Annotated in this window: 21 protein-coding genes; 6 read left to right on the forward strand and 15 right to left on the reverse strand. The window is 69.7% G+C overall.

Going from position 1 to position 25,509, the window contains the following annotated elements; genetic code table 11:
* Positions 1-11: 11 nt before the first annotated feature.
* Together yghU and ACX9GQ_RS02415 are read left to right on the forward strand one after the other, a co-directional pair.
* Complete coding sequence (gene yghU, locus ACX9GQ_RS02410; RefSeq protein WP_459627931.1) at positions 12-881, forward strand: glutathione-dependent disulfide-bond oxidoreductase; 870 nt, start codon at positions 12-14, stop codon at positions 879-881.
* A gap of 380 nt (positions 882-1,261) precedes the next feature.
* On the forward strand, positions 1,262-1,384 hold the full coding sequence (locus ACX9GQ_RS02415) for a hypothetical protein (RefSeq protein WP_459627932.1): 123 nt from the start codon (positions 1,262-1,264) through the stop codon (positions 1,382-1,384).
* Between the two features lie 103 nt (positions 1,385-1,487).
* On the opposite strand, the gene ACX9GQ_RS02420 is transcribed toward ACX9GQ_RS02415, so the two are convergent.
* Both ACX9GQ_RS02420 and ACX9GQ_RS02425 read right to left on the reverse strand, forming a co-directional pair.
* Positions 1,488-3,668: a methyl-accepting chemotaxis protein gene (locus ACX9GQ_RS02420; protein ID WP_459627933.1), complete on the reverse strand. Its 2,181-nt coding sequence runs from the start codon at positions 3,666-3,668 to the stop codon at positions 1,488-1,490.
* A gap of 31 nt (positions 3,669-3,699) precedes the next feature.
* Positions 3,700-4,854 carry a TRAP transporter substrate-binding protein gene (locus ACX9GQ_RS02425; protein WP_459627934.1) on the reverse strand — a complete coding sequence of 385 codons (1,155 nt, stop codon included), beginning with the start codon at positions 4,852-4,854 and terminating at the stop codon, positions 3,700-3,702.
* Positions 4,855-5,058: 204 nt separating this feature from the next.
* On the opposite strand from ACX9GQ_RS02425, the gene ACX9GQ_RS02430 reads away from it, so the two are divergent.
* Entirely contained in the window at positions 5,059-5,862 is an 804-nt protein-coding gene (locus ACX9GQ_RS02430; RefSeq protein ID WP_459627935.1) for a DeoR/GlpR family DNA-binding transcription regulator, read from the forward strand.
* Between the two features lie 16 nt (positions 5,863-5,878).
* Here ACX9GQ_RS02430 and ACX9GQ_RS02435 read toward each other — a convergent pair whose 3' ends face one another.
* From ACX9GQ_RS02435 to ACX9GQ_RS02495, 13 genes are all read right to left on the reverse strand, one after another.
* Complete coding sequence (locus ACX9GQ_RS02435; RefSeq protein ID WP_459627936.1) at positions 5,879-6,529, reverse strand: response regulator; 651 nt, start codon at positions 6,527-6,529, stop codon at positions 5,879-5,881.
* Entirely contained in the window at positions 6,522-7,895 is a 1,374-nt protein-coding gene (locus tag ACX9GQ_RS02440; protein WP_459627937.1) for a sensor histidine kinase, read from the reverse strand. Before ACX9GQ_RS02440 ends, ACX9GQ_RS02435 begins: the two co-directional genes overlap by 8 nt.
* Before the next feature lie 341 nt (positions 7,896-8,236).
* Positions 8,237-8,887, reverse strand: a complete 651-nt coding sequence (locus ACX9GQ_RS02445) for a transcriptional regulator (protein WP_459627938.1) — start codon at positions 8,885-8,887, stop codon at positions 8,237-8,239.
* A 182-nt stretch (positions 8,888-9,069) separates the two neighbouring features.
* A complete protein-coding gene (ade, locus tag ACX9GQ_RS02450; RefSeq protein ID WP_459627939.1) occupies positions 9,070-10,776 on the reverse strand; it encodes an adenine deaminase in 1,707 nt (568 codons plus the stop codon).
* A gap of 73 nt (positions 10,777-10,849) precedes the next feature.
* Positions 10,850-13,057, reverse strand: coding sequence for a mechanosensitive ion channel family protein (locus ACX9GQ_RS02455; protein WP_459627940.1), 2,208 nt, complete (start codon positions 13,055-13,057; stop codon positions 10,850-10,852).
* Positions 13,058-13,173: 116 nt separating this feature from the next.
* Entirely contained in the window at positions 13,174-13,464 is a 291-nt protein-coding gene (locus ACX9GQ_RS02460; RefSeq protein WP_459627941.1) for a hypothetical protein, read from the reverse strand.
* 222 nt (positions 13,465-13,686) lie between these two features.
* Entirely contained in the window at positions 13,687-15,702 is a 2,016-nt protein-coding gene (locus ACX9GQ_RS02465; protein WP_459627942.1) for an ASKHA domain-containing protein, read from the reverse strand.
* Between the two features lie 26 nt (positions 15,703-15,728).
* Positions 15,729-16,649 carry a dihydropteroate synthase gene (locus ACX9GQ_RS02470; RefSeq protein WP_459627943.1) on the reverse strand — a complete coding sequence of 307 codons (921 nt, stop codon included), beginning with the start codon at positions 16,647-16,649 and terminating at the stop codon, positions 15,729-15,731.
* A gap of 145 nt (positions 16,650-16,794) precedes the next feature.
* Positions 16,795-17,829, reverse strand: a complete 1,035-nt coding sequence (locus tag ACX9GQ_RS02475; protein ID WP_459627944.1) for a methylenetetrahydrofolate reductase — start codon at positions 17,827-17,829, stop codon at positions 16,795-16,797.
* On the reverse strand, positions 17,826-18,347 hold the full coding sequence (locus tag ACX9GQ_RS02480; RefSeq protein ID WP_459627945.1) for a methylenetetrahydrofolate reductase C-terminal domain-containing protein: 522 nt from the start codon (positions 18,345-18,347) through the stop codon (positions 17,826-17,828). The genes ACX9GQ_RS02475 and ACX9GQ_RS02480 overlap by 4 nt, the downstream gene beginning before the upstream one ends.
* Before the next feature lie 11 nt (positions 18,348-18,358).
* On the reverse strand, positions 18,359-18,661 hold the full coding sequence (locus tag ACX9GQ_RS02485) for a virulence factor (RefSeq protein WP_459627946.1): 303 nt from the start codon (positions 18,659-18,661) through the stop codon (positions 18,359-18,361).
* A complete protein-coding gene (locus tag ACX9GQ_RS02490; protein ID WP_459627947.1) occupies positions 18,654-19,331 on the reverse strand; it encodes a DUF1638 domain-containing protein in 678 nt (225 codons plus the stop codon). The genes ACX9GQ_RS02485 and ACX9GQ_RS02490 overlap by 8 nt, the downstream gene beginning before the upstream one ends.
* Positions 19,332-19,338: 7 nt before the next feature.
* The gene (locus ACX9GQ_RS02495; protein ID WP_459627948.1) at positions 19,339-20,040 is read right to left on the reverse strand and encodes a corrinoid protein; all 702 of its coding nucleotides are present in this window, start codon (positions 20,038-20,040) and stop codon (positions 19,339-19,341) included.
* A gap of 277 nt (positions 20,041-20,317) precedes the next feature.
* Here ACX9GQ_RS02495 and ACX9GQ_RS02500 point away from each other — a divergent pair, with 277 nt between their 5' ends.
* From ACX9GQ_RS02500 to ACX9GQ_RS02510, 3 genes are all read left to right on the forward strand, one after another.
* Positions 20,318-21,340 (forward strand): isopenicillin N synthase family dioxygenase, encoded by a 1,023-nt coding sequence (locus ACX9GQ_RS02500; protein WP_459627949.1) that lies wholly within the window; start codon positions 20,318-20,320, stop codon positions 21,338-21,340.
* A 147-nt stretch (positions 21,341-21,487) separates the two neighbouring features.
* Complete coding sequence (locus ACX9GQ_RS02505) at positions 21,488-23,032, forward strand: trimethylamine methyltransferase family protein (RefSeq protein WP_459627950.1); 1,545 nt, start codon at positions 21,488-21,490, stop codon at positions 23,030-23,032.
* Positions 23,033-23,093: 61 nt separating this feature from the next.
* A complete protein-coding gene (locus tag ACX9GQ_RS02510) occupies positions 23,094-25,505 on the forward strand; it encodes a GcvT family protein (RefSeq protein ID WP_459627951.1) in 2,412 nt (803 codons plus the stop codon).
* The last annotated feature ends 4 nt before the right edge of the window (positions 25,506-25,509 follow it).

Raw genomic sequence — 25,509 nt, forward strand, 5'->3', positions numbered from 1 at the left:
GAGATCCAACGATGACCGGTTCTAGCGAGTACGTGCCGCCCAAGGTGTGGGTATGGAACAAGGCCAACGGCGGCCGGTTCGCCAACATCAACCGCCCGATCTCCGGGCCGACGCACGAGAAGGAACTGCCGCGCGGCAAGCACCCGCTGCAGCTCTACTCGCTCGGCACGCCCAACGGCGTGAAGGTGACGGTCATGCTGGAGGAGTTGCTGGCGCTGGGGCATGCCGGCGCCGAGTACGACGCGTGGCTGATCCGCATCGGCGAGGGCGAGCAGTTCGGCAGCGGCTTCGTCGACGTGAACCCGAACTCCAAGATCCCGGCGCTGCTGGATGTCAGCGGCCCCACGCCGGTGCGGGTGTTCGAATCGGGCGCGATCCTCGTCTACCTCGCGGAGAAGTTCGGCGCCTTCCTGCCGACGTCGCAGCCCGCGCGGGCCGAGTGCCTGTCGTGGCTGTTCTGGCAGATGGGCAGCGCGCCCTATCTCGGCGGCGGCTTCGGGCATTTCTATGCGTATGCCCCGTTCAAGATCGAGTACGCGATCGACCGCTTCGCCATGGAGGTGAAGCGCCAGCTCGACGTGCTCGACCGCCGTCTGGCGGAGAACGAGTTCATCGCCGGTTCCGAGTACACGATCGCCGACATCGCGATCTGGCCCTGGTACGGCGGGCTCGTGAAGGGATGGCAGTACGGCGCGGCCGAGTTCCTGCAGGTGCACGAGTACACGAACGTCGTGCGCTGGGCCGAACAGCTCTACGCCCGCCCGCCCGTGCGGCGCGGCCGCATGGTCAACCGCACCAGCGGAGAGCCGCATGAGCAGCTGCGCGAGCGCCACGACGCCTCCGACTTCGAGACGAAGACTCAGGACAAGATCGGCGGCTGAGGCGGCGCGGAGCCTTCCGGGATCGCCTCACGGTGGCATGGGCCGGGAGCCGCCTGTGCGGCTCGGACGGGCCCGGCTGCTCGGTTTCCCTCGTCATCGCCGGCGGTCCGCGCAGCGGACGGGGAAGGGGGGCCAGCCTTGCCCTGCCAGGGTCTCGATCCCTTACCCGACCGGCTGATGCCGGCCGGCGGGGATGCCGGCGGAGGGGGCATGCGACAGGAGCGACCAGGCTCCAGAGACGACGGCACACCCTGCGGACCGTAGCAGAGTATCTTGCGTGGATGCAATGAACGGGTCGTAATCACAGCTATTGTATTGCGCCGGATCGCGCTTATCTCTGCCATCGTCGGTCCTTGCGACCGCCCTTGTCCGGAGCCCCCATGTCCCCAGCCTGCGTTTCCGCGCGTCGCGACAGCCTCCTCGGCTGGGGCGTCGCCGCCCTCATCGCCGCCATCGGCGGCCTCAACGTCGCGGTGACGGTGGCCTCGCTGCTGCGCCTGTAGTCGTCCGCGCGCCGCGTCGCGCGCCGCTTCCAGCACCTCCCGTGCAGACCGTGCCGGGGCAGGGAGGTTTTCCGACCGTCCTGCCGGCGATGCCGGGCGCGGATCAGCGCCGGGTCTGAACCCCGGCGAGGAAGCGGTTGCTTTCCGTGCCCAGCGTGCGCGCCTCGGCCAGCAGGCGCTGGGCGGTGTGGCGCAACCCCTCGGTCGAACGGCTGATCTGCTCGGAGCGGTTGGCGATCATCACCACCGCGCTGGTCACCTCGGAGGTGCTGTGCGCCGTCTCGATGGTGCTGGCCGTGATCTCGCTCGCCGCGTCGCTCTGCTCGCGCACCGCGCATTCGATGGTGGCGCCGATGTCCTTCAGGTCGGCGACGATGCGGTTGATCGTCTCGATGCTGTCCGTCGCCGCCGAGCTCGACTGCTGGATCGCCTGCACGTGGCGGGCGATCATGTCGGTGGAGTTCGCGGTCTGCGCGGCGAGTGCCTTCACCTCGGCGGCCACCACCGCGAAGCCACGGCCGGCCTCGCCGGCGCGCGCGGCCTCGATCGTGGCGTTGAGGGCGAGAAGGTTCGTCTGGCGGGCGAGGGCGTGGATGAGGTCCACCACGCTCGTGATCTGGGAGGCGGCCGCATCGAGCCCGGCCATGATCCCGGTGGCGACGCGGCTGCACTCGGCGGCCTTGTCCGTCATGCGGGCCGCGGTCTCGACGCGCTGGGAGATCTGCAGGATGGAGCTCTGCAACTGCTCGATGTTGGCGGCGACCACGCGCACGCGGCTGGAGGTCCCCTCGGCCTCGGACGAGACGAACCGGGCCTGCGCCACGGCCTCGCTCGCCGCCGTCGCCATGTTGTCGACCTCGGTGCTGGCGGCGATGGCCGACTGCTCGACCTGCGAGGCTCCGCTCTTGACGCTCGTCTCGAAGCGGAAGGCGAGTCTTTCCAGCTCCTCGCTGTAGCGCAGGATCAGGTCCTCCTGGCGCTTGCGCTCGGTGATGTCCTTGTGCACGCCCACGACGCCGCCGCTCGCGGTGGCGCGTTCGGTGACGAGAAGCCACCGGCCGTCCGGGAGCAGCAGTTCGTGCGAGCCCTCGCCGGCGCGATGGCGCTCGATCATCGCCTGCACGAAGGATTCCTCCGTGCCCGCGCCGGGGTACTGGCCGTGACCGGCACCGCCCCGGACGAAGGCCTCGAAGGTGCTGCCGTGCTTCGTCCACGGCCTGCTCGCCGCGTAGAGCCGGCGGAAGGGTTCGTTGCAGGCCGCCAGCCGGTCGGAGGCATCCCACATCACGAAGCCGTCCGACATCGAGTCGATGGCGTCCTCGAGCGTGCGCTGGGCGTCGCGCCGCTCGCGGTCGAGCCGGTCGCGGTTGAGCAGTCCGGCGAGCACGATCAGGGCGAAGAGGGCCAGCATGACGGACGCCGTGGCGGCCGCGTACATGAGGTGCTCGCGGTCGCGCGCCCAGTCGCGCATGGCGACCGGCCCGTCCAGCCTCAGCACGATCCGAAGGTCGCCGAAGAGCGTCGGACGCGCAAAGACCATGTCCGCGCCGGCGCCGTCCTGACGCGGCACCATCTCCGGGGCGGAAGTGACCTGCGGGATGCCCGGATCGCGCACGCGCCCGACGTTGAGCTCGTCGTGCGGCATGCTGGCGACGAGGCGGCCGTCGGCCCGGACGAGCGCAATGTCGAGGCCCGGCATCTCGCCGATCGGCGCCAGCGCGGTCGTGAGACTGGAGATCGGGATCTCGGCGAGCGCCAGCATTTCGCCCGCGCCGGGAACGGACACCGTCCGGCCGAGGTAGAGCGACCACTCGCCGGTCGACGGATTGCGCACGGGACCATAGACCGCGCTGGAGCCCGGCGCGTCGGGACCGGGCAGGCCGTCGTTGCCGGTCACGGCGCTGCGCCCGCGTCCTCCCGGCCTCGCCGACGTCCAGACCTCGCCGCCGGGCCGCACCAGCAGCAGGTCGCGGAAGACGAAGGTCTGGCTGGCGAGGCTCTGCAGGAGACGGCGCGCGGCCACGGGATGCGCGGTGCCGGCGGGGGACATCGCCAGTGAAGACAGCAGCTCCGGCAGGCCGACCAGCACGCTGTCGACCTGCAGGAGGTTCCTGTTGGTAATGCTCTCGGCGGCGCGGCCCGTCCGGGCCAGGGCGTCCTCGGCCTGCTGCGAGGCCGTGGTCCAGCCGCGCTCGACCAGCAGCATCGCGCCGTACCACAGCGCGCAAAGCAGCATCAGCGTGCCGCCGAGCACCGCGAGCCGGAGTCGACTGTGGCCGTTCACGTGGTCGTCCGTCCTCGTCCTGGCCGAGCGCTCAGCGCGTCGTCTTCACGTCGTCGGGAGACGCCACCGTCGTCCCCGTGCCGGCGTCCCCCGTCACGGCGAGGCCGAGCTCCGGGGCCATGATCGCATTCCAGCCTTCGACGCAGTCCGTGCCGCAGCGGTCGATCCACCGCGGCAGCACCGCCTCGACGAGGACCTTGCGACGCACGGCCTCGTCGGCGGTCGTCACGGGCACGAGCGCCATGCGTCCCTTCCGGCCGCTGCGGCAGCCGTCGGCGCCGACGTTGCACTGGATGCCACCCAGCGTCTCCTGCTCGGCCATCGACCAGATGCTCTGCTCGAGTTCGGCGACCCCGCCGCGGATCATCGGCCGCAGGTCGGCCGGGACGGCCTCCCAGGCGGTGCGGTTCGCTCCGAAGATCGACAGGCCCCAGTTGATCGCCATGGCGTGGATGTGGGTGGTGACCTCCGTGAGGCCGACCTCGTTGCCGCTCAGCGTTCCGGTGACGGCGCAGTCGACCACCTTCTTCGACACGGCGCCGACCATCTCGGCGAAGGGCGTGATGACCGGGACGGCGCCGAGCGCCGCGAACATCTCCGACTGGCTGACGGACGAGGTCCGCACCCGCCGGCCCGCCAGATCCGACAGTCCCGAGAAGGGCTTGGCGCAATAGACCACCTGGGCCGGATAGGCATAGACGCCGAGCAGCACGATGTTGTGCTGTTCGAGGAGCAGTTTCTCGGTGTGAGGCCGGTACAGCGACACGACCTTTCGCAGGGTGGCGATGTCGGGCGCGAGGCCCGGCAGGTCCATGGCGTTCAGCTCGGGATCGTCCGCTGCGACGACGCTGAGGAGCGCCGTGCCGAACGGCACCACGCCCACGCGCATGAGCTGGAGCATGTCCTGCGCGCGAAGGCCGCTCTGGTCGAAGGGCTGGATCGTCGCGGCGATGCGGCCGCCGCTGCGCTGGCGGATCGTGTCCAGCCAGAACGGCGCCTCATGCTGCTTGTACTGGTTGACGCCGGCGAGGCCGCCGACGATGCGAAGCGAAACGGCGGGGGCCGGCGGGTTCTGCGGAGAGGTGGCGCGGGCGGGAAGCGGCGAAGCGACGGCGGCGCCGAGAACGGCGGCCAGGGCGGCGAGGCAATGCCGCGTGGAAAACCATGATGAGGAAAGAATGCTCATTGACCATAATCCATCGATGGCGACCGTTTGACCCGGCCTTATCGTGTGTTCATCAGCTTAAGCTGGCCGCGTTAAGAGACCGTTGGTTGTGAAAAGCTCTGACAAATCCGCATGATTGCAGATGGCCCGCGCCCGCCCGTTTGGCGGGGCTCGCATCCGCGCCAATGTTCGCCTAAATTCCGGGCTCGTCCCTCGAGCCCTCCGATGAGCACGATCTCCCAGCGTCAGAAGGACATCGTCGCGCTGGCCCGCAGCACCGGCCGCGTCAGCGTCGAGGATCTCGCGGCGCGCTTCGACGTCAGCCCGCAGACGATCCGGAAGGACCTCAACGACCTCTGCGACCAGCGCCTGATGTCGCGCGTCCATGGCGGCGCCGTGGTGGCGTCGGGCGTCGAGAACCTCTCCTACGAGGCGCGCCGCTTCATCGCGCGCGAGCAGAAGGTGGCCATCGGCAAGGCGGCCGCTGCGCTCGTGCCCAATGGCGCCTCGCTGTTCATCAACATCGGCACGACCACCGAGGAAGTGGCCAAGGCGCTGGCGGACCACGAAGGTCTCCTCGTGATCACCAACAACCTCCACGTGGCGGCGACGCTGTACCCCCGGCCGCGCATCGAGGTGATCGTCGCGGGCGGACCGGTGCGGCGGTCGGACGGCGGGGTGGTGGGCTCGGCGGCGGTCGACCTGATCGGACAGTTCAAGGTCGACTATGCGGTCGTCGGCACTTCGGCGATCGATCCCGATGGGGCGCTGCTGGACTTCGACTACCAGGAGGTGCGTGTTTCGCGAGCCATCATCGGCAATGCGCGGCACGTCATCCTCGTCGCCGACCGCACCAAGCTCGACCGTTCGGCGCCCGTCCGCATCGGCCACCTGCGCGACGTCGGCACCCTCGTCACCGACCATCTGGCCTCCGACGCGCTGCGCGACCTGTGCCGTCGCGAGGGCATCCGGGTGGTCGAGACGGGGCCGGCCGACGATGCGTCCGCCACGGGCGAGGCGGCCGCCTAGAGGCGGCGCACCGCGGTCAGCTGGCCATGCGGCGGCGCGACGCGAGGACCGCCTCGACGCGGTTGCGGACCTGCAGCTTGTTCATGATGTTGGTCATGTAGTGCTTCACGGTCTTCTCGCTGAGCGAGAGGCGCGCCGCGATTTCCTTGTTGGTGAGCCCGCGGGACACGAAGGCGAGGATCTCGTCCTCGCGACTGGTGAGTTCCACCCGGTCGTCGCCGCGGTCCGCGACGGGCGCGGCCTGCTGCTTCATCTGCGTCAGAAGGCGGGCGGCCAGACCGGGGGAGACGTAGCTGTCGCCCTCGTAGATGGCGCGCACCGTCCGCACCAGTTCCGCCGCACTGCTGCCCTTGAGCATGTAGCCGCGGGCGCCCGCCTGGAGGGCGGCCGCCACGTGCTCCTCGCTCTCCGACACGGTGAGCATGACGATCCGGATGTCCGGCGCCATGGTCGAGATGGTCTTCGCCGCCTCGACGCCGCTGCCGGGCATGCTGACGTCGAGGAGGATCATGTCGGGGCGCTGCTGCGTCACGATGCGCATCGCATCCGCGGCGCTCGATCCCTGGCCGACCACCTCGAAGCCTCCGGCGGTGTCGAGCGTGAAGGCCACGCCCTCGCGGAAGAGCGGATGGTCGTCGATGACGGCAATCTTGATGGTGTCAGACATGGCACTGCTCTGCTGGCGCCAGGGGGATTGTCATGCGCAGTCGCGACCCCAGACCGGGGGCGCTGTCGATGGCGAATTCGCCGCCGAGGGTTCCGATGCGGTCGCGCAGGCCGGCGAGGCCGAGGCTGCCCTGTCCGGCCTTGCCCGAGGGAAATCCCGGGCCGCGGTCGGACACCTCGACGACGAGGCTCTCGTTCTCGATGCGGGCGCGGATCGTCTGGCCCTGGGCCTCGGCGTGGCGGAAGGCGTTGTTGAGGCCTTCCTGGGCAAAGCGGTACACGCAGGTCTTCAGGGCGGCGCTGCCGCGGTCGGGAAGCTCGTCGATGTCGAGCGTGACCGCCGTGCCGGTGCGCCGCTCGTGGTTGCGGGCGGCCAGCATCAGGGTCTGCGTCAGCGACGTGTTCTCGAGTTCCGGCGGGGCGATGCCGGCGGAAAGATTGCGGATCTCCTCCAGCGCGTCCTGCAGCGCAGAGCGGATGATGTCCGCGTTGTGCTCCTGCTTATTGTCGAGATGCGCCTGCACCACCTTGCGGAGCGCGTCGAGGCGCAGGAGCGCCAGTCCGATCAGCTGGGCCGGGCCATCGTGCAGGTCGGCTCCGATGCGCCGCAGGAGGCGTTCGTTGGTGTCGGCCGCCTGCCTGCGCGCCTCGTTGACGTGACCGCGGAGCTCCTCGTTGCGCCTGAGCAGCGTCGACAGTTCCTCGATGCGATCGCGCAGCGCCAACTGCTGCAGGGAGATCGTGCGGCTGCCGCGGCGGACGATGCCGAACAGCGCGCCGGCCATGCCGAGGGTGACGAGAGCGACGATGAGCCAGCTCTGCAGCGTGGCGCGGTTCACGTCCGCGAAAAGCTGCTCCGCGGAGGTGTAGAACTCGGCGACGGCGATGATGCGGTCGGTGCCGTTCGCATGCATCGGGATGTAGATTTCCATGAGCGGAAGCCGCATGGCGCGCTCATGGGCATTCTCCTCGTCGGTGAGGTCGTCGAGGGACCCCATCACCTTGCCGCCCAGCGCCGCGCGCAGGTCCTCGCCCACGGGGTAGGACTTGCCGATCAGCTCGGGATCCTTGCTGTAGAGGATCGTGCCGTCCGTGCCCCAGATCTTGATCGAGGCGACCCGGCGCCCGATCGGGGTCTCGGTGAACAGCCGGTGGAACCCCTCCTTCGACGCCGGCGACAGGTCCTTCGAGGTGCCGAGGTCCTGCACCAGCGGCTCGATGAAGCTGTGCATGTAGATCGCCGTCGTCGCGACGGCGTTGTCGATGACGCCGCGCTCGATGCGGTTGGCCACCCACGAGCCGAGGACGGCCATGCTCACGGAGAGCACCATCGATCCGGCCAGCGCGAACTGGCGCGCAAGCGTCAACGCGTTCCATGCTGCAACCACGCGGTGCAGTGGCGATCGTCCGGCCTTGATCGACAGTCCAAGCAACATGGGCCCAATTTACCCGACGAGGGCTTAGCCGTTCATGGACTGAGGTCTTAGATCGCCTCCGATGATTAATGTGCGAATAATCTTGATTCAAATTGAAAGAAACGCCCAATTTCCGAGGCGTTTCAGGGCGTCTCGCGACGTTGAACGTGTTTCTGTGCGCAGAACGGCCGCTTCAGTGCCCGTTCTGGATGACGGGACACGCGGTACGCTGGGCGGAGTGAAGGATTAAATTAACCTAGACTTAAGCCCTAAACGGTGGGGCGGCAGCGCCTTCAGTGCCGAAAGAGGCCCGCGCCGGAGCGCACCGGCAGTGGACGGTCCACCGCCGTCTCCAGCGCTTCCAGCCGTTCGACCACGGTCGCGACGCAGCCCGCGACGGCGCCCTCTGCGAGGCCCAGCTCGCTGGCGATCTCGGTGTTGCTGTAGCCCCGTGCCACCATCCGGATGATGCGCTCGTCGCGCGACATGGGCGCCGGCTTCTCGCGCGACGCCGCGCTTCTGGAGGCCCGCGCCACCAGGATGCGTCCACCCACGTGCGGAGACACCCACGTGTCTCCCTTCGTCACCGACCGAACGATCTCGGGGAGGTCCGCGGCGTGGCGGCTTCGGGGAACGTAGGCTCGGGCGCCCGCGGCGAGCGCGGCGCAGAGGCTGTCCTCGTCCTCCGACGCGCCGAGGACGACAATGGCGGCGCGGCAGCCCGTCTCGCGGAGCCGGCGCACGGTCAGCAGCGCCTGAGAGGACCTCGCGAGGCCGAGCACGAGCACATCCACCTCGCCGTTCCAGCCGAGATCCGTCGCATCCTCCGCCGAGCGGCCCTGCGCGACAACCGACAGATCCGCCGGCGCCGAGAGGGTGGCGACGAGGCCGAGGCGGGCCATGGTGTCGTCATCGACGACCGCAACACGAATGACATCCGGCATCGGCTTCCTCCGGGAGACCTCGATCCGGCACCCAGGGTGCCGGTGCTCTCCTCATGTGGACCTGACCTTAGCGACGCCAGGCTGACAGCATCCTGACACGCTGGGTCAGGATGCATGCGTTCGGCGTCGGCCTGCGTCATTTTTTGGGAAACGGTTCCGGCAGAGTTATGGCGCGGGTGTGATCAACCGTCGACGAAGGCAAAGCGGTCGACGTCGACGAGGCCCCGGTCCGTGATCTTCAGGTGCGGGATCACCGGCAGGGGCAGGAACGCAACCTGCAGGAACGGCTCCTGAAGGGTCACGCCGAGGCCGCGGGCCGCGGCGCGCAGCGGCAGCAGGCCGTCCCGGACGTCCTCGTGGGACGCAAGGCTCATCAGGCCCGCGACGGGCAGGGGCAGCTCGGCGACGACCGAGCCGCCGTCAGCCACGACGAAGCCGCCTTCAATCTCCGCGAGGCGGTTCACGGCCACGGCCATGTCCGCGTCGGTCGCGCCGACCACGCAGACATTGTGGCTGTCGTGCCCGATGGAGGACGCGATGGCGCCGTGCCGCATCCCGAAGCCCTTCACGAAGCCGACCGCGATGTTGCCGTTGCGGCCGTGGCGCTCGACGACGGCGACCTTGACGATGTCGGCGTCGAGATCCACCTGCCGCACGCCGTCGCCGTAAGGAAGCGTGGCGGTGAGGTGGTCGGTGATGATGCGACCCGCCTGGACGCCGATGACCGCTGTCAAGGGACCCGAGCCTCGGGCGACGAAGTCGGAGGCGCCGACACGGCGCGCGTGGACGCTGGCGCGGCCAACCGGAGGCACCGTTCGACGTGCGGCGAAGAGCGCGTCGTCGACGATCCTCCCGCCGCTCAGGACGAGACGAACGGCGCAGCCCTCGACGTCGTCGAGCACGACGAGGTCCGCCCGCCAGCCCGGTGCCACGAGGCCCCGGTCGCGCAGCCCGAAGGCCCGGGCGGCCGAGATGGAGGCCATCCGGTAGGCGTCCAAAGGCCGCGCGCCGAGCCTGATGGCGGTGCGGATGATGTGGTCGAGGTGCCCCTCCTCGGCGATGTCGAGCGGGTTCCGGTCGTCGGTGCAGAAGGCCATGAACGGCGCCGTCTCCGGCCCGATCAGCGGGGCCAGCGCGTGCAGGTCCTTCGAGACCGACCCCTCGCGCACGAGGATGGTCATGCCCTTGGTCAGCTTCTCGCGCGCCTCGTCCAGTCGCGTCGCCTCGTGGTCGGTGCGGATGCCGGCGGCGCAGTAGGCATCGAGCTTGCGGCCCATGACGAGCGGCGCGTGGCCGTCGATGTGCCCGCCCGAAAAGGCGGCGAGCTTCTCGAGGCAGCCCGGGTCGCCGGCGAGCACGCCGGGGAAGTTCATGAACTCGGCGAGCCCGATCACCTTGGGATGGTCGCGCAGCGGCAGCAGGTCGGCGGCGCCGAGGCGGGCGCCGGAGGTCTCGAGTTCCGTTGCCGGGACGCAGCTCGACAGCTGCACGCGCAGGTCCATGGCGGTCGCGAGCGACCAGTCGAGGAAGTAGCGGATGCCTTCCGCACCGAGCACGTTGGCGATCTCGTGCGGGTCGCAGATCGCGGTGGTGACGCCGTGCGGCAGGACGCAACGGTCGAACTCGCCGGGAGTCACGAGCGACGACTCGATGTGCAGGTGCGTGTCGATGAAGCCGGGGGCCACGACGGTGCCGCGCACGTCGATCTCCCGGCGACCACGGTATTCGCCGCCGGTGCCGACGATGGTGTCGCCGCAGATGGCCACGTCGCCCGTCCGGATCTCCCCGGTGACGAGGTCGAACCAGCGTCCGCCCTTCAGGACGAGGTCGGCCTCCTCCGTGCCGAGGCCCTGGGCGATCCGGCGTCCGATGGTCGCGGGGTTCGTCATGCTGCGGCGCTCCTCGTGTGGGAGCGCCACGATGGAGGACCCGTCCCCGGCCGGCAAGCGCCGGCCCCGGATCTCATCCCGTGGTCGTTGCCGCGGCTTCCGCCTGGGCCCGTGCCTGAAGGGCCTGGACCGCCGCGCCGGCGCTCGCGGCATCGCCGCCCACCGTCTGCACGGCCACGGTGGCGCTGGCGAACTCGATGCCCAGCCCGGGGAAGGTGCGCACCATGCGTTTCACCGCGTCGCGCTGGATGAAGGATGGCTTGCCGGGCTTCACCGTGAACTTGAAGCGGGCGACCAGCGCATTCTCGAGAATGTCGGCGACCCCCTGCATCTTCAGGGGCTCGATGATCTCCGCCTTCATCTCGGGATCCTCGAGCATCTCCTGCCCGATCTTCTTCGTCGCCTTGCGCAGCTTCTCCACGTCCGTGTCGCGGGCGAACTTCAGGTTGAACTTCACCGTCGTCCAGTCACGGCTGAAGTTGGTGATCTGCCCGAGCTGACCGAAGGGGATGGTGTGAACCTGCCCGTTCTGGTGACGCAGCTTGATGGAGCGCAGCGTGAAGCCCTCCACCGTGCCCTTCGCCTTGCCGCAGTCGATGTACTCGCCGATGCGGAAGGCGTCGTCGGCCAGGTAGAAGATGCCCGACACGATGTCGCGCACCAGCGTCTGGCTGCCGAAGGAGATGGCCAGGCCGAAGACCGAGGCGCCGGCGATGAGGGGCGTGATGTTGACCCCGAGCTCGGACAGCACGATCAGCAGCGACACGATGCTGATGACGATGGCCAGCGCGATGCGCAGCAGCGGCATCATCGTGGCGAGCCGCGAGGCATTGCCGGCGGCATGCTCGTCCTCGTCGACGTGCCCGGCGCTCTTGGCGACGTAGCGGTCGGTGAAGAAGCGGACGACCTCCCACATCACGTAGGCGATGAACAGGACGGCCCCGGCCTTGGCGGAGCCGCGGGTGAGGCTGTCCCACCCCGCATCGTCCACGAGGTGGACGACGTCGACGATCCAGCGTTCCGTCACCCGGGTCACGGCGAAGATCAGCACCGCGACGCGCAGGCACCGCGCGATCACGTCCGCGACGCGCGGCTCGGCCCGCTCGCCGGCGCCTGCCGGGGCGGTTGCACTCCCGCCCAGCCGGACAACCGCGGCCGCGAGCAGCGTCTCGAACAGGATCAGCGCCATCGCCGTGTTGAGGGTGACCAGCATGGCGGCCGGTACCGAGAACTTGGCCGAGATCGCGCCGTAGACCTGCGCGCCGACGAGCACGATGAAGAAGGGGATCGCCACCCGCGTCCAGTGCAGGCCGATGGCGGCCCAGACGCTGCCGGGACGGGCGAGGGCCGTGAACCAGCCCGCGACGGGGTCGCGCGACCGGCGCGCCGCCCAGACGAAGGCGGCGAGGATGATGGCGTTGCCGATGAGCTGGCCCGCCGAGATCGCCTCGGTCGGCGAGTGAAGGGCGATGAGGGAGCGCAGCGGCACGCGCACGGCGAGCACGGCGATGACGGCGATCGAGAGGTTGCGGAACACCGCCGCCGCCCCCTCGTCGCTCATCGCCACGAGCCGGGCCTGCGACAGGCCGGGCCGCAGCACGAGGCGGAAGGCGAACATGTAGAGCGCCCAGGAGAAGATGCTGGCGAGCACGAAGCCCGCGAAGCGCGATTGGGCGTCCGTTCCGGCAAACCAGAGCCCGGTCGCGGCATTGCTGACCAGCCACATGGCGCCCAGCGCCACGCCGTCGATCAGGGCGATGCCGACGAGGCGCAGCAGCGCCAATGGGCCGCCGTCGGGCCCCGCGTCCTTGGCCAGCGACCTGCGGAACCGTTCCAGCCCGCGCTCGACGATGCCGTAGGCGGCCACGGCCGCCGCGCCGCTGGCGACGAGCAGGAGGAGGAAGACGAAGACGCCGCGCCCGCCCTCGTGCGAGCGGTCCAGCGCCCCGGGGATCCGGGCGAGCTCCGAGAAGAAGGACGGCATCGCCAGCAGGATCGTGCCGCCGCGCGAGAAGAACTCGGCGAAGCCGGCGGCCGCCGCATCGGGTCCTTCCGAGGAGGGTGGACGCCGTGCTTCGGCGGCCGGGGCCTGTCCCCCTGCGGGGGATGCGACGGCGCCCTCCTTCCTGAGGCGCTCGACGACGGACTGGCTGATGGCGTCCACGAGCCGGTCGAAGTCGGCCTGGCTCAGCCCGGGCGGCGGCGGGGCGGCCGCCTGCTGCGCGGCGGCGGATCCCGCGCCGAGGGCCAGCGTCAGGACGAGAAGAAGCGCGCGCAGCATGTCGGGCTCACATCGAGGGAACTGCAGAGGTCCCGTCGATGATTATCCGATGGCGTGCGCTTCCGAAACTGCTGGAACGGCCCGATACCGGGGAATGTGGCCGAAGATGGCCTCCGTCAGGCGGCCGCCTCGGCCATGGCGGGCTCGAACACGAGGCGGATCACGTGAGGGTTGCCGCTATCGGTCACCGGCACGTGCCAGTAGGCATGGTCCATGCCGGGGAACCGATCCATGCAGAGCTGGATCTCGACCAGCGGGGTGCGGAAGCGGTTGGAGGCGGAGATGGCCCCGTCGAGCAAGCGGACCAGCTGGTCGTCGGTCCGGGGCAGCTCGGTGACCACGAAGGACAGTCGGTTGCTGGCAGAGGCCAGGCTGGCTTCGAGCGTCTTCATGAGGTCGCCGAGCATCCGCTTACTCCTGCAGGTTGGGCGAGGCGAAGGAAGCACGCAAAGGCTGCCAGCGCCACGGTGATGTTAACCCAGCGTTAACTCGCATCCTTCCCGAAGGTTCGGCTTAAGCGCAACCATTAAGCGTTGAGTTTAATCAATGCGCTGTGAAAAGAGTAACGACGACCGCCCCCGCCTGGCGGTTTCTCCCGCTCCGTGGCGGTCAGGAAGGGCCGGCCCGGCTCAGGCCTCGCGCCGCCGTCGCCGGCGGCCGCCGTCTTCTCCGCCGCCCGGCGCCTTGGGCTCCGGGAACACAACGACCTTGCCCAGTTCCGGGAAGGGGTCGCGCTTGTTGGGGATCGCCATCGCGTCGACGAAGTGCGCCTGGAAGGCCGGCTCGAGCGCCGTCTCGATCTTCTCGATCCGCTGGACGGTCGACTCGATCTCGGCGCGCGACTTGAGGTTGAGGAGCGCGATGCGGGCGCCCGTGCCGGCTGCGTTGCCGGCGGACGCGACCTTCTTGAGGTCGCAGTCCGGAATCAGGCCGAGCACCATGGCGTAGGTGACGTCGATGTGACTGCCGAAGGCGCCGGCGAGCGTGATGCGCTCGACCCTCTCGACGCCGTAGCGGTCCATCAGCAGCTTGATGCCGGCATAGAGCGCCGCCTTGGCGAGCTGGATGGCGCGGACGTCGTTCTGGGTGATGGCGATGCGCGGCTCGCCGTCGCGCACCAGGTAGGAGAACGTCCGCCCGCTGGCCTCGATGCGGGGCGTGCGCGCCTGCAGCGCGCCGTCGACCACGCCGTCCTGGCTGATGATGCCGGCGAGGTACATCTCGGCGATGATCTCGATGATGCCGGAGCCGCAGATTCCCGTGACGCCGGTCGCGGCCGTGGCCTCGGCGAAGCCCGGATCGTCGGACCACAGGTCGCAGCCGATGACCTTGAAGCGCGGCTCCAGCGTCTCCCGGTCGATCCGCACGCGCTCGATGGCGCCCGGGGCAGCGCGCTGGCCGCAGGAGATCTGGGCGCCCTCGAAGGCCGGGCCCGTCGGGGACGAGCAGGCGAGCATCCGCGCCCGGTTGCCAAGCACGATCTCGGCGTTGGTGCCGACGTCGACGAGAAGGGTCAGCTCGTCCTTGAGGTAGGGCCCCTCCGACAGCACGACGCCGGCGGCGTCGGCGCCGACATGGCCGGCGATGCAGGGCAGGGCGTAGATCATGGCGCCGGGTGCGATCGTCACGCCCAGTTCGGCCGCCCGCGCCTCGTAGGCGCCGTCGATGGTCAGCGCGAAGGGCGCGCCCCCGAGTTCCACCGGGTCGAGCCCGAGGACGAGGTGGTGCATGATCGGGTTGCCGACGACGGTCATCTCGACCACGTCCGTGCGCGCGACGCCCGCCTCGCGCACCACCGCGCCGACGAGCTGGTCAAGTGCCTCGCGGACGGCGGCCGTCAGCTCGCGGTCTCCGCCCGGGTTCATCATCACGTAGGAGACCCGGCTCATCAGGTCCTCGCCGAACCGGATCTGCGGGTTCATCAGGCCCGAAGAGGCGACGACCTCGCCGGTGAGCAGGTTCGTCAGGTGCGCGGCGATGGTGGTCGAGCCGACGTCGACGGCAACGCCGAAGGCGGCCTCCTTGAGGCCTGGCCACACGGCGACGATGCGGCCGTCCGCGCGAACCGCGGCGGTGACCTGCCATTCGCCGGTCCGCAGCGTCTTCTGAAGCCCGGCGATGACGGACAGGTCGGCGCTGGTCCGCTCGAGTCCCCACTGCCGGGCGAGCGCCTCCTGCAGGCGACGGAAGTCGGACGAGGGGTCGTGCATGTCGGGCTGCGCCACCTCGACGAAGCACAGCCGCACGACCGGGTCGATCTCGATGGGATGCGCCTCGGCGCGCTTGCGCACGACCTGCCGGTGGACCTGCGAATCCGGCGGCACGTCGACGACGACGTCGCCGCACAGCTTCGCCTGGCAGCCGAGGCGGCGATGGCCCGCCAGCGCGCCGCGCTTCGTCGTGTAGCGCTCCTCGACGGCGTTCCACGCCGTCACGTGGTCTGCCCGGCTCTCGATGCCGTGCTTGGCGAACTCGCCCTCGGCCACCTCCACCTGGCAGCGCCCGCAGATGCCGCGGCCGCCGCAGACGCTGTCGAGGTCCACCCCGAGCCGGCGCGCCGCCTCGAGCACGCTGGTGCCGTCGGCGAAGCGTCCCCGCTTGCCGGAGGGCGTGAAGACGACGAGATGCGGTTCGGTCTCGGACACGCGAGCGGGTCTCCGAAGGGTGGTGTTCAGCTCTCGCGGGCGCGACGACGGTTCTCGCGCCCGCCGCGGCGGCCGCCGGCCGCCTCGCCCGCGCCCTCGGGCGCCGGCTCGCGGAACTTGCGGATCCACGCGCCGCAGTTGGGGTCGTTGCCCATGACCACGTCGGCGCCGAGGATCGCCTGGATGTCCTCGTTGTGCAGCGGGTTCATGATGGCCGACGTCATGCCGGCGCCGATCATCATCGGCAGGAAGGCCGCGTTGAGGCCGCGCCGGTTCGGCAGGCCGAAGGAGAAGTTGGAGGCGCCGCAGGTGGTGTTGACCTTCAGTTCCTCGCGCAGCCGGCGCAGCAGGCGGATCAGCTGGCGCCCGGCGTCGTTGATGGCGCCGACGGGCATCACGAGCGGGTCGACCACGACGTCCTCGCGCGGGATGCCGTGGTCCGCAGCGCGCTCGACGATCTTCTTGGCGACGGCGTAGCGGACGTCCGGGTCCTCGGAGATGCCGGTCTCGTCGTTGGAGATGGCGACGACGGCGGCATTGTACTTCTTGACGAGCGGCAGCACCTGCTCGAGCCGCTCCTCCTCGCCGGTGACCGAGTTGACCAGCGGCTTGCCCTTGTAGACCGCAAGCCCGGCCTCCAGCGCCGCGACGATGGAGCTGTCGATGGAGAGCGGAACGGGGACGGTGTCCTGCACCAGCTTGACGCACTCGGCCAGGATCTTCGGCTCGTCGACGAGCGGGATGCCGGCGTTGACGTCGAGCATCTGCGCCCCGGCCTCGACCTGGGCGATGGCGTCGGCGACGACGCGGCTGTAATCGCCCGCCGCCATCTCCGCCGCCAGCAGCTTGCGCCCCGTCGGGTTGATGCGCTCGCCGATCATGACGAAGCGGTGCTCGAAGCCGATCACGACCTTCCTCTTCTCCGAGGTGATCACCGTCTCCGTCATCTTCTTCCTCCGTGGCCCGCCCGTGCGGCTTGCGCGTGTCTACCCAGTGGTCGCATGCGTCTCGCGAAAAGGCGGCTTCCACCTTTTCGCGGCATGCTCTAGCAGAAGCCGTTCGGCAAGAGAAACATTTCGTTTGGTTTAGCGGTTAGGCGGTGCCGAGCGTTTCGACGGGCCGCAGGCTGGGCTGGAACTCGCGACGCCACGGCGTGCGGCCGGACAGCACGCCCGACTCATGCACGATCTCGGACACGTATTCCTCCTGCCGGTAGGCCATCACGTGGACCCCGGCGACGCCGGGGATCTCGCGGACCTGCTGGATGATCTCGATGCAAATGCGCTTGCCCTCGGCCTTCTGGTCCTGCGCGCCCTCCAGCCGCTCGATGATGCCGTCGGGGATGTGCACGCCTGCGACGTTGGCGCGCATCCACCTGGCGGTGCGCGCCGAGGCGAGGGGGCCGACGCCCACGAGGATGAAGCAGCGCTCGTGCAACCCCAGGTCACGGACCTGCTGCATGAAGCGCTGCAGCATCGGGACGTCGAAGCAGTATTGCGTCTGGCAGAATTGTGCGCCGGCGGCGACCTTCTTGGCGAGGCGCAGCGGGCGGAAGTCGTAGGGCGGGGCGAAGGGGTTCTCGGCCGCGCCGAGGAACACGTCCGGCGCCGTGGTGATCCTGCGGCCGGAGAGGAAGCGCTTCTCGTCCCGCATGGTGCGGATGGTCTGCAGGAGCGACGTTGAGTCGAGGTCGAAGACGGGCTTCGCCTCCGGATGGTCGCCGCACTGCACGCCGTCGCCCGTGAGGCAGAGGATGTTGCACACGCCGAGCGCCGCGGCGCCGAGCACGTTGCCCTGGATGGCGATGCGGTTGTAGTCGCGGCAGCTGATCTGCATCACCGGCGCGTAGCCCATGCGGGTCAGCAGGGCGCAGATCGCCACGCTCGACATGTGGCAGTGGGCGCCCGAACCGTCGGTGGCGTTGATCCCGTCCACCCAGCCCTCGAAGATCGCCGCGCGCCGGTACACGTCCTCCGGATCGGCGGAATCCGGCGGATTGAGTTCGGCCGTCACGGCGAACTCGCCGCGCCGCAGCACGCGCTCCAGCCGGCCGCGGGAGGTGTGGCCGGGCAGCGGCGGGAGCGGGGCGTGCGGCTCGGGTCCGATGTCGTCGGGGTGCGGGGTCATCGCGCCGCCTCCGCCGTGTCGGGGCACTTCTCCCGCATCACGCGCAGCCAGGACGACGTGCCTTTCTGGCGATGGTCCACCGGCGGCTGCACCTCGCGGATGCGTTGGCCGTCCGTCATCGCCAGGCTTCCCTCCCAGGCCTGCACCCAGACGCAGGGCATGTCGGGATAAACCTCGCAGTGGCCGTTGGCCCGGACGCCGCCGCAGGGGCCGTTGCGCAGGTTCTTCGGGCAGTTCATCGGGCAGGACATGCCCGTGGAGGACAGGACGCACTGGCCGCACATGCGGCAGTCGAAGAGGGCGGACTTCACCCCCTGCTCCACCACGGCGACGGGCCCCTCCAGCCGCTGCCAGCCGATGCGCCGCGCCAGCGGGGCGAGCTTCACCAGCATCGGCTCGAAGCCGGCATAGAGCCGCTCCAGCGCCCGTGCGTGGCGGATGGACCAGAAGCGCAACCGGGCCGAGCCGGCCTTCGGCGGGCGCTTGCCACGCGGTTCGAACGCTGCGGGGGTCAGCATCGTCGTCGGCCTCAGGAAGTGGCGTGGCCCTTGTTGGCGATGAGCGCCTTGAGACGCTCCGCGTCGTAGTCGGCCTCGAGCCGCGCCGCCGCGGCGGCCGCCTCCGCCTCGAGGTCGTCGCCGCACGGCGTCGCGTCGCCGCGCCGCCACGAGGCGAGGTAGTCATCCGTGCCGTGGGCGCCGGCGCGCATCGCCGCCATGTCGATCGCTTCCGTGAAGCGCAACGGCAACTCCCGCTTGGCGCTCTTGCGCCCGGCCTTGGCAATGACCTGCGCCGGGATGTCGCGCCAGTAGAGGATGGTCAGGTCAGGCATCAGGGCCTCGGGCTGGGTTCTGGTGGGAAAGGAAGTCGGCGATGCCGCCGCGGCCTGTCGGCAGGTGCTCGAAGGCGAGGCCGAGGCGCGATGCCGCCTCGCGGGCCTTGCCGAGCAGCGCCTCATCCGGCGCCTGCGACAGGTAGACGACGCGGGTGTAGTTGCCGAAATAGGCCGGCAGCAGCTCGGGGAACCGGTCGAGCCCGAGCCCTTTCCACACCAGCCGGTCGAAGTGCCGCGTCAGGTAGTCGGTGAGGAAGAAGGTCGCCGGGTCCTCGTCCGTCAGCGCGGCGAAGTCGGGTGCGCCCGCAAAGAATTCGTAGCAGTGCGCGCCGGGGATGCGCTCGACGCCTTCCTCCGCCAGCACGGCGTCGAGGAGGCCGCCTGTCCCGCAGTCGCCGTAGAGGCAGAGGATCTCGTCGAAGTGCCGGCGGCCGGCGCGGATCTTCGCGCGCACCGCGTCCGGTATCTTCTCGGGCCGGTTGTGCAGGATGGCGGGGAGGCAGGTGACCTTCAGGTGGTCGAGGCGGTTGGCCTCGACCACGGCGAGGAGATCGCGGGCCAGCGCGCCGCAGGCGATGACGAGGGTGCGCGAGCCCGGTGCGCCTCCCCGTGGCGCCTTGCCCGGACCGACCGGTGCGACGGCGCCCGGGGTCGCGCGCGCCGCCATCGCTGCCTCAGGCGCGCGACTGGACGCTGCCCTGCCGGCGCGCCATGAAGGCCTTGGCCGTCTCCACGGCCACGGCCGCGTCGCGGCAGTAGGCGTCAGCGCCGATGGCGTCGGCGAAGGTCTCGTTGAGCGGGGCGCCTCCGACCAGCACGACGTAGTCGTTGCGCAGGCCCTTCTCCTTCATCGTGTCGATGACGACCTTCATGTAGGGCATGGTCGTGGTGAGCAGCGCCGACATGCCGACGATGTCCGGCTGGTGCTTCTCCATCGCCTCGAGATAGTTCTCGACCGGGTTGTTGATGCCGAGGTCGATCACCTCGAAGCCGGCGCCCTCCATCATCATGCAGACGAGGTTCTTGCCGATGTCGTGGATGTCGCCCTTGACCGTGCCGATGACCATCTTGCCGATCTTCGGCGCGCCGGTCTCCGCCAGCAGCGGGCGCAGGATCGACATGCCCGCCTTCATGGCGTTGGCCGACATCAGCACCTCGGGGACGAAGAGGATGCCGTCGCGGAAATCCTCGCCGACGATCCGCATGCCCTCGACGAGCGACTGGGTGAGCACATCGTAGGGGGTCCAGCCCCGGTCGAGCAGGATGCGGACGCCCTCCTCGATTTCCTCCTTCAGCCCGTCGTAGAGATCGTCGTGCATCTGCTCGACGAGTTCGTCGTCGCTGAGGGTGCTCAGATCGAGTTCGTCATCGGCCATCGGCCACGTCTCCGGATGGATCCCCGCGCGCGGCAGGGATCATGGTCAAAGCTTGCGCGGGTTTGCCCGAGACCAATGTCGCGCGCAAGACACCGTGTGCGAAGATTGCGACATAGCCGATCCGGGTTGATGGAGCGTGCATGTCCCGTCTGCGACACGCCGGCCACCCGTCGTGGTGATGTCACGGCGTTGTCCGCGTGGCGGACTCGCGGCGGCGAGCCCTCGACAAGGGCCCGGTGACGCGCTCACATGGCATGGTGAATCCGAGGAGGTGCCCATGATCCCCACCATCGACGTCTCGCCCCTGTTCGGGCCGCCCGGCCCAGCGCGCGACGCCGTCGACGCGGCGATCATGGCGGCTGCCGCCGACGTCGGCTTCATGGCGATCCGGGGGCTCGAAGGGCACGTTCCCGTCGGCAAGGCGGCGCGGGCCGAGCTGCTGCGGCTGTTCTCGCTGCCGGATTCCGAGAAGGCGACGCTGCTGCGCCGCACCTTCGATCCGGGCCGGCCCAACGTCTACCGGGGGTTCTTCCCGCTGCAGAACGGGGCCGCGACCTACAAGGAGGGCATCGACATGGGCCCGGACGTCGCCCACCCCGGCGTCCCCGTCGATGCCGCCGACCCGCTGTGCGAGGCGACCCCGCTGCCGCGGGAGGCGGCGCTGCCCGGCTGGCGCAAGGCGGTGGCGGACTATTATGTCGGCATGGAGACGCTCGGCCGCACGCTGATGCGCTCCATCGCGCGCGGGCTGGGGCTGCCGGAGACGCAGTTCGAGGCGGCCTTCGTCGGCGGCATCTCGACCTTGAGGTTGATTCATTACCCGGTTCGCCCGGAGGACAGCTTCGTCGGCGCGGACCCGAACAAGGCCTGGGTGGAGCACGAGGGGCGCAAGCGGTACGTGTCCGGCGGCGCCCATGTCGACTCGGGGTTCGTGACGCTGCTGGCGCAGGACGGCGTCGAGGGGCTGCAGGCGAAGCTCGCCGACGGCCGTTGGATCGATGTGCCGCCGGTCGACGGGACGCTCGCCGTCAACTTCGGCAAGCTGCTGGACCGCTGGACCGGCGGGCGGATCAAGGCGACCGAGCACCGCGTGCTGGGGCCGGGCCGCACGCGCTACTCGATCCCGTTCTTCTACGAGCCGGCGGTGGACGCCGTGATCGCGCCGTTGCCGATCGCCGGGGCGGAGACGTTCCCGCCCTTCAGCTACGGGGATCATCTCTGGGAAGCGATGGTCAAGTTCGTGGAGTTCAAGGCGCTGGACGGCATGCGCAAGCCGCGCGGCGTCGCCCGCGCCGCCTGAGGCGCCGCGCGCCGCCGTCGAAGCTGGGCCAGCACGCGTCGCGGCTGGAGCATTCGGCGCCGGTGCGGCGGCGGAGAGTGAGCCCAATGCGTGGCGAAGGCGGGCCGTGATCCGCCGGCCCGACGTCGTAGGAGAGACGCCCTTCCGATGGATGCCCCCACCGACCCCCGTGGCCGCCGCGGCCGCCGTGCCGGGCGCGAAACGCCCGGGTCTGCCGCCGCGCCAAAGCCGCAGCCGCGCTTGCCTTTCGCGCCGGTTCCCGCCGTGTCGGCCGACGAGCTCGAGGCCATCCACGAGGCCTCGCTGACGGTCCTGGAGGAGATCGGCATGGATTTCCTCCATGACGGCGCCCGGCAGATCCTGAAGGACGCCGGCGCCGATGTGGAGAGCGGTTCGCTGCGGGTGCGTTTCCCACGCGCCCTGGTGGAGTCCAAGATCGGCCTCGCACCCAGGAGCTTCACGCTCCATGCGCGCAATCCGGCGCGTTCGCTCGCCATCGGCGGAGACGCGGTGGCGTTCTGCTCCGTGGCCAGCGCGCCGAATGCCGCCGACCGCGACGGCGGCCGCCGTCCGGGCAACCGCGTCGACTACCAGAACCTGATCCGGCTCGGGCACACGCTCGACGCCGTGCACCTGTGGGGCGGATACCCGGTGGAGCCGGCGGACATCCACGCCTCGGTGCGCCACCTCGACGCCCTGTTCGACATGCTGACGCTGTCGGACAAGGCGATCCATGCCTACTCGCTGGGCCGCGAGCGCAACCTCGATGCGCTGGAGATGGCCCGCATCGCGCGTGGCGTGGACCGCGAGACCTTCGAGCGCGAGCCCTCGCTCTTCACCATCATCAACTCGTCCTCGCCGCTGCGGCTCGACGGGCCGATGCTGGAGGGCATCATCCAGATGGCCCGCGCCAACCAGGTGACGGTGCTGACGCCGTTCACGCTGGCCGGCGCCATGGCGCCCGTCACCGTGGCCGGCGCGGTCACCCAGCAGAACGCCGAGGCGCTGGCGGGCCTCGCCTTCACGCAGATCGTACGGCCCGGCGCCCCCTTCGTCTATGGCGGCTTCACCTCCAACGTCGACATGAAGTCGGGCGCGCCCGCCTTCGGCACGCCGGAGTACATGAAGGCCTGCCTTCTCGGCGGCCAGCTGGCCCGGCGCTACGGCGTGCCCTACCGTTCGTCGAACGCCAACGCCGCAAACACGCTGGACGCGCAGGCAGCCTATGAAAGCGTGTTCTCCCTGTGGGGCGCCATCATGGGTGGCGTGAACCTGCTCATGCACGGCGCCGGCTGGATGGAAGGCGGCCTGCACGCGTCCTTCGAGAAGATGGTGCTCGACGCCGACCTGCTCGACATGGTCGCCGAGTTCCTGCGGCCGGTGAAGGTCGATCCGGAGGAGCTGGCCCTCGACGCGATGCGGGAGGTCGGCCCGGGCGGCCACTTCTTCGGCTGCGCGCATACGCAGGCGCGCTATCGCACCGCGTTCTTCGCGCCGATGATCTCTGACTGGCGCAACTACGAGTCGTGGCGGGAGGGCGGCGCGCCCACCGCCTACGACACCGCCAACCGCCTCTACAAGCAACGCCTCGCCGCCTACGAGCCGCCGCCCATGGACCCGGCGGTCCGCGAGGAGCTCGAAGCCTTCGTCGCCCGCCGAAAGGCCGAGGGCGGCGTGCCGACGGATTTCTGAGCGCCGAAGCCCCGACGATGCGGATTTCTCACCCCACTGCCCACATATCGGGAGTCACACCATGAAGACCCACGCCCAGGCCGTCGTGATCGGGGGCGGCGTCGTCGGAGCGAGCGTGCTCTACCACCTGACCAAGGCCGGGTGGAAGGACGTGGTGCTGATCGAGCGGTCGGAGCTCACGTCCGGGTCCACGTGGCACGCCGCGGGCGGCATGCACACCATCAACGGCGACCCCAACGTCGCCAAGCTGCAGCAGTACACGATCAACCTCTACAAGGAGATCGAGGAGATCTCCGGCCAGTCCTGCGGCGTGCACCTCACCGGCGGCCTCATGCTCGCCGGAACCCCGGAGCGCATGGACTGGCTGAAGATGGTCTATGCCCGCGGCCGCTACCTCGGCATGCATCTCGACATGCTGTCGATCGAGGAGGCCTACAAGATCTTCCCGCTGATGGACCCGAAGTACTTCGTCGGCGCCATCTACGACCCCATCGAGGGCCACGTCGACCCGTGGGGCGTCACCAACGCCTACGCCAAGTCGGCGCAGATCCAGGGCGCGACGATCTACCGGCACACCCGAGTCACCGACACGGTGCAACGCGAGGACGGGACCTGGGACGTCGTGACCGAGAAGGGCACGATCAACGCCGAGCATGTCGTCAACGCCGGCGGCCTGTGGGCGCGCGAGGTGGGCCGCATGGTGGGGCTGGAGCTGCCCATCCTCGCCATGGAGCACCAGTACATCATCTCCGAGGACATCCCGGAGCTCGCCGGCGCCGACAAGGAGATGCTGCACGTCGTCGACTTCGAGGGCGAGATCTACATGCGCCAGGAGCGCGGCGGCATCCTGCTCGGCACGTATGAGCGCGCCGGCGTGCCGTGGTCGGAGAAGGAGACGCCGTGGACCTTCGGCCACGAACTCCTGCAGAACGACCTCGACCGCATCGCGCCCTCGCTGGAGGTCGGCTTCGCCCATTATCCCGTGCTGGAGCGCGCCGGGATCAAGAAGGTGATCAACGGCCCCTTCACCTTTGCGCCGGACGGCAACCCGCTGATCGGTCCGATCCGCGGCATCCGCAACTACTGGGTGGCCTGCGGCGTGATGGCCGGCTTCAGCCAGGGCGGCGGCGTCGGCCTCGCGCTCGCCAACTGGATGGTGAACGGCAACCCCGGCTTCGACGTGTGGGCCATGGACGTCGCGCGCTATGGCGAGTGGGCGACGCTCGCCTACACCAACGCCAAGGTGCGCGAGAACTACTCGCGCCGCTTCCGCATCCGCTTCCCTAACGAGGAACTCGTGGCGGCGCGCCCGCATCGTACGACGCCGATCTACGACAAGCTGCAGGCCGAGAACGCCGTCTTCGGCGACAGCTACGGGCTGGAGCACCCGCTCTGGTTCGCACCGAAGGGAACCGAGCCGGTCGAGGACATCACCTTCCGCCGCTCCAACGCCTTCCCGCACGTGGCGGAGGAGGTGAGGACGGTGCGCGATCGCGTCGGCCTGATGGAGATCTCCGGATACGCCAAGTACCACGTCACCGGCGATGGCGCCGAGGCGTGGCTGTCGCGCGTCATGGCGAACCGCATGCCCGCGACGGGGCGCATCGTGCTCACGCCGATGCTGAACCACGAGGGCAAACTCATCGGCGACTTCACGGTCGGCAAGCTCGGTCCCGAGGACTTCCTCGTCGTCGGGTCCGGCCCGGCCGAGAACTACCACATGCGGTGGTTCCTCGCGCAGGCGCCGGGCGCGGTGCGCGTGGAGGCCTGCGGGCAGACCCTGCAGGGGTTGTCGGTGGCAGGGCCGCGCTCGCGCGAGCTCCTGCAGTCGCTCACCCATGTCGACCTGTCGACGCCGGCCTTCCCGTTCCTGTCGATCCGGCGGATGGACCTCGGGCCCATCCCCTGCATCGTCGGGCGCATCACGTTCACCGGCGACCTCGGCTACGAAATCTGGGTGTCGCCCGAGTACCAGCGCGCGCTCTTCGACCTCCTGTGGGAGAAGGGGCAGGCGTTCGGCATCGGCCATTTCGGCGGCCGGGCGCTCAACGCCATGCGGCTCGAGAAGAACTTCGGCACCTGGGCGCGCGAGTACCGGCCGATCTACGGCCCCTACGAGGCGGGCCTCGGCCGGTTCGTCGACCTGAAGAAGAACGACTTCATCGGCCGCGCCGCGGCCGCGCAGGAGAAGGAGAGCGGCGGCAAGCTGCGCCTCGTCGTCTTCGCGGTGGACGCCAGCGATGCCGACACCATCGGCGACGAGCCCGTGTGGCACGACGGAAAGGTCGTCGGCTGGATCACGTCGGGCGGCTACGCCCACGGCGCGAAGACGTCGGTCGCCATGGGCTACGTGCCCAAGGAGCTCGCGGGAGCCGACAGCGGCTTCGAGATCGAGATCATCGGCGAGCGGCGCAAGGCGACGCCGATCCGCGAGCCGCTGTTCGACCCCAAGGGCGAGCGGATGCGCGGCTGACTGG

It is taken from the genome of Alsobacter sp. R-9 (assembly GCF_054612375.1).

What these genes read in the sequence shown, in the direction of transcription:
- yghU (WP_459627931.1), top strand. Translation starts at nt 12, where the DNA reads ATGACCGGTTCTAGCGAGTACGTGCCGCCCAAGGTGTGGGTATGGAAC.
- ACX9GQ_RS02415 (WP_459627932.1), top strand. Translation starts at nt 1,262, where the DNA reads ATGTCCCCAGCCTGCGTTTCCGCGCGTCGCGACAGCCTCCTCGGCTGG.
- ACX9GQ_RS02425 (WP_459627934.1), bottom strand. Translation starts at nt 4,854, where the DNA reads ATGAGCATTCTTTCCTCATCATGGTTTTCCACGCGGCATTGCCTCGCC.
- ACX9GQ_RS02430 (WP_459627935.1), top strand. Translation starts at nt 5,059, where the DNA reads ATGAGCACGATCTCCCAGCGTCAGAAGGACATCGTCGCGCTGGCCCGC.
- ACX9GQ_RS02435 (WP_459627936.1), bottom strand. Translation starts at nt 6,529, where the DNA reads ATGTCTGACACCATCAAGATTGCCGTCATCGACGACCATCCGCTCTTC.
- ACX9GQ_RS02445 (WP_459627938.1), bottom strand. Translation starts at nt 8,887, where the DNA reads ATGCCGGATGTCATTCGTGTTGCGGTCGTCGATGACGACACCATGGCC.
- ade (WP_459627939.1), bottom strand. Translation starts at nt 10,776, where the DNA reads ATGACGAACCCCGCGACCATCGGACGCCGGATCGCCCAGGGCCTCGGC.
- ACX9GQ_RS02455 (WP_459627940.1), bottom strand. Translation starts at nt 13,057, where the DNA reads ATGCTGCGCGCGCTTCTTCTCGTCCTGACGCTGGCCCTCGGCGCGGGA.
- ACX9GQ_RS02460 (WP_459627941.1), bottom strand. Translation starts at nt 13,464, where the DNA reads ATGCTCGGCGACCTCATGAAGACGCTCGAAGCCAGCCTGGCCTCTGCC.
- ACX9GQ_RS02470 (WP_459627943.1), bottom strand. Translation starts at nt 16,649, where the DNA reads ATGACGGAGACGGTGATCACCTCGGAGAAGAGGAAGGTCGTGATCGGC.
- ACX9GQ_RS02475 (WP_459627944.1), bottom strand. Translation starts at nt 17,829, where the DNA reads ATGACCCCGCACCCCGACGACATCGGACCCGAGCCGCACGCCCCGCTC.
- ACX9GQ_RS02480 (WP_459627945.1), bottom strand. Translation starts at nt 18,347, where the DNA reads ATGCTGACCCCCGCAGCGTTCGAACCGCGTGGCAAGCGCCCGCCGAAG.
- ACX9GQ_RS02485 (WP_459627946.1), bottom strand. Translation starts at nt 18,661, where the DNA reads ATGCCTGACCTGACCATCCTCTACTGGCGCGACATCCCGGCGCAGGTC.
- ACX9GQ_RS02490 (WP_459627947.1), bottom strand. Translation starts at nt 19,331, where the DNA reads ATGGCGGCGCGCGCGACCCCGGGCGCCGTCGCACCGGTCGGTCCGGGC.
- ACX9GQ_RS02495 (WP_459627948.1), bottom strand. Translation starts at nt 20,040, where the DNA reads ATGGCCGATGACGAACTCGATCTGAGCACCCTCAGCGACGACGAACTC.
- ACX9GQ_RS02500 (WP_459627949.1), top strand. Translation starts at nt 20,318, where the DNA reads ATGATCCCCACCATCGACGTCTCGCCCCTGTTCGGGCCGCCCGGCCCA.
- ACX9GQ_RS02505 (WP_459627950.1), top strand. Translation starts at nt 21,488, where the DNA reads ATGGATGCCCCCACCGACCCCCGTGGCCGCCGCGGCCGCCGTGCCGGG.
- ACX9GQ_RS02510 (WP_459627951.1), top strand. Translation starts at nt 23,094, where the DNA reads ATGAAGACCCACGCCCAGGCCGTCGTGATCGGGGGCGGCGTCGTCGGA.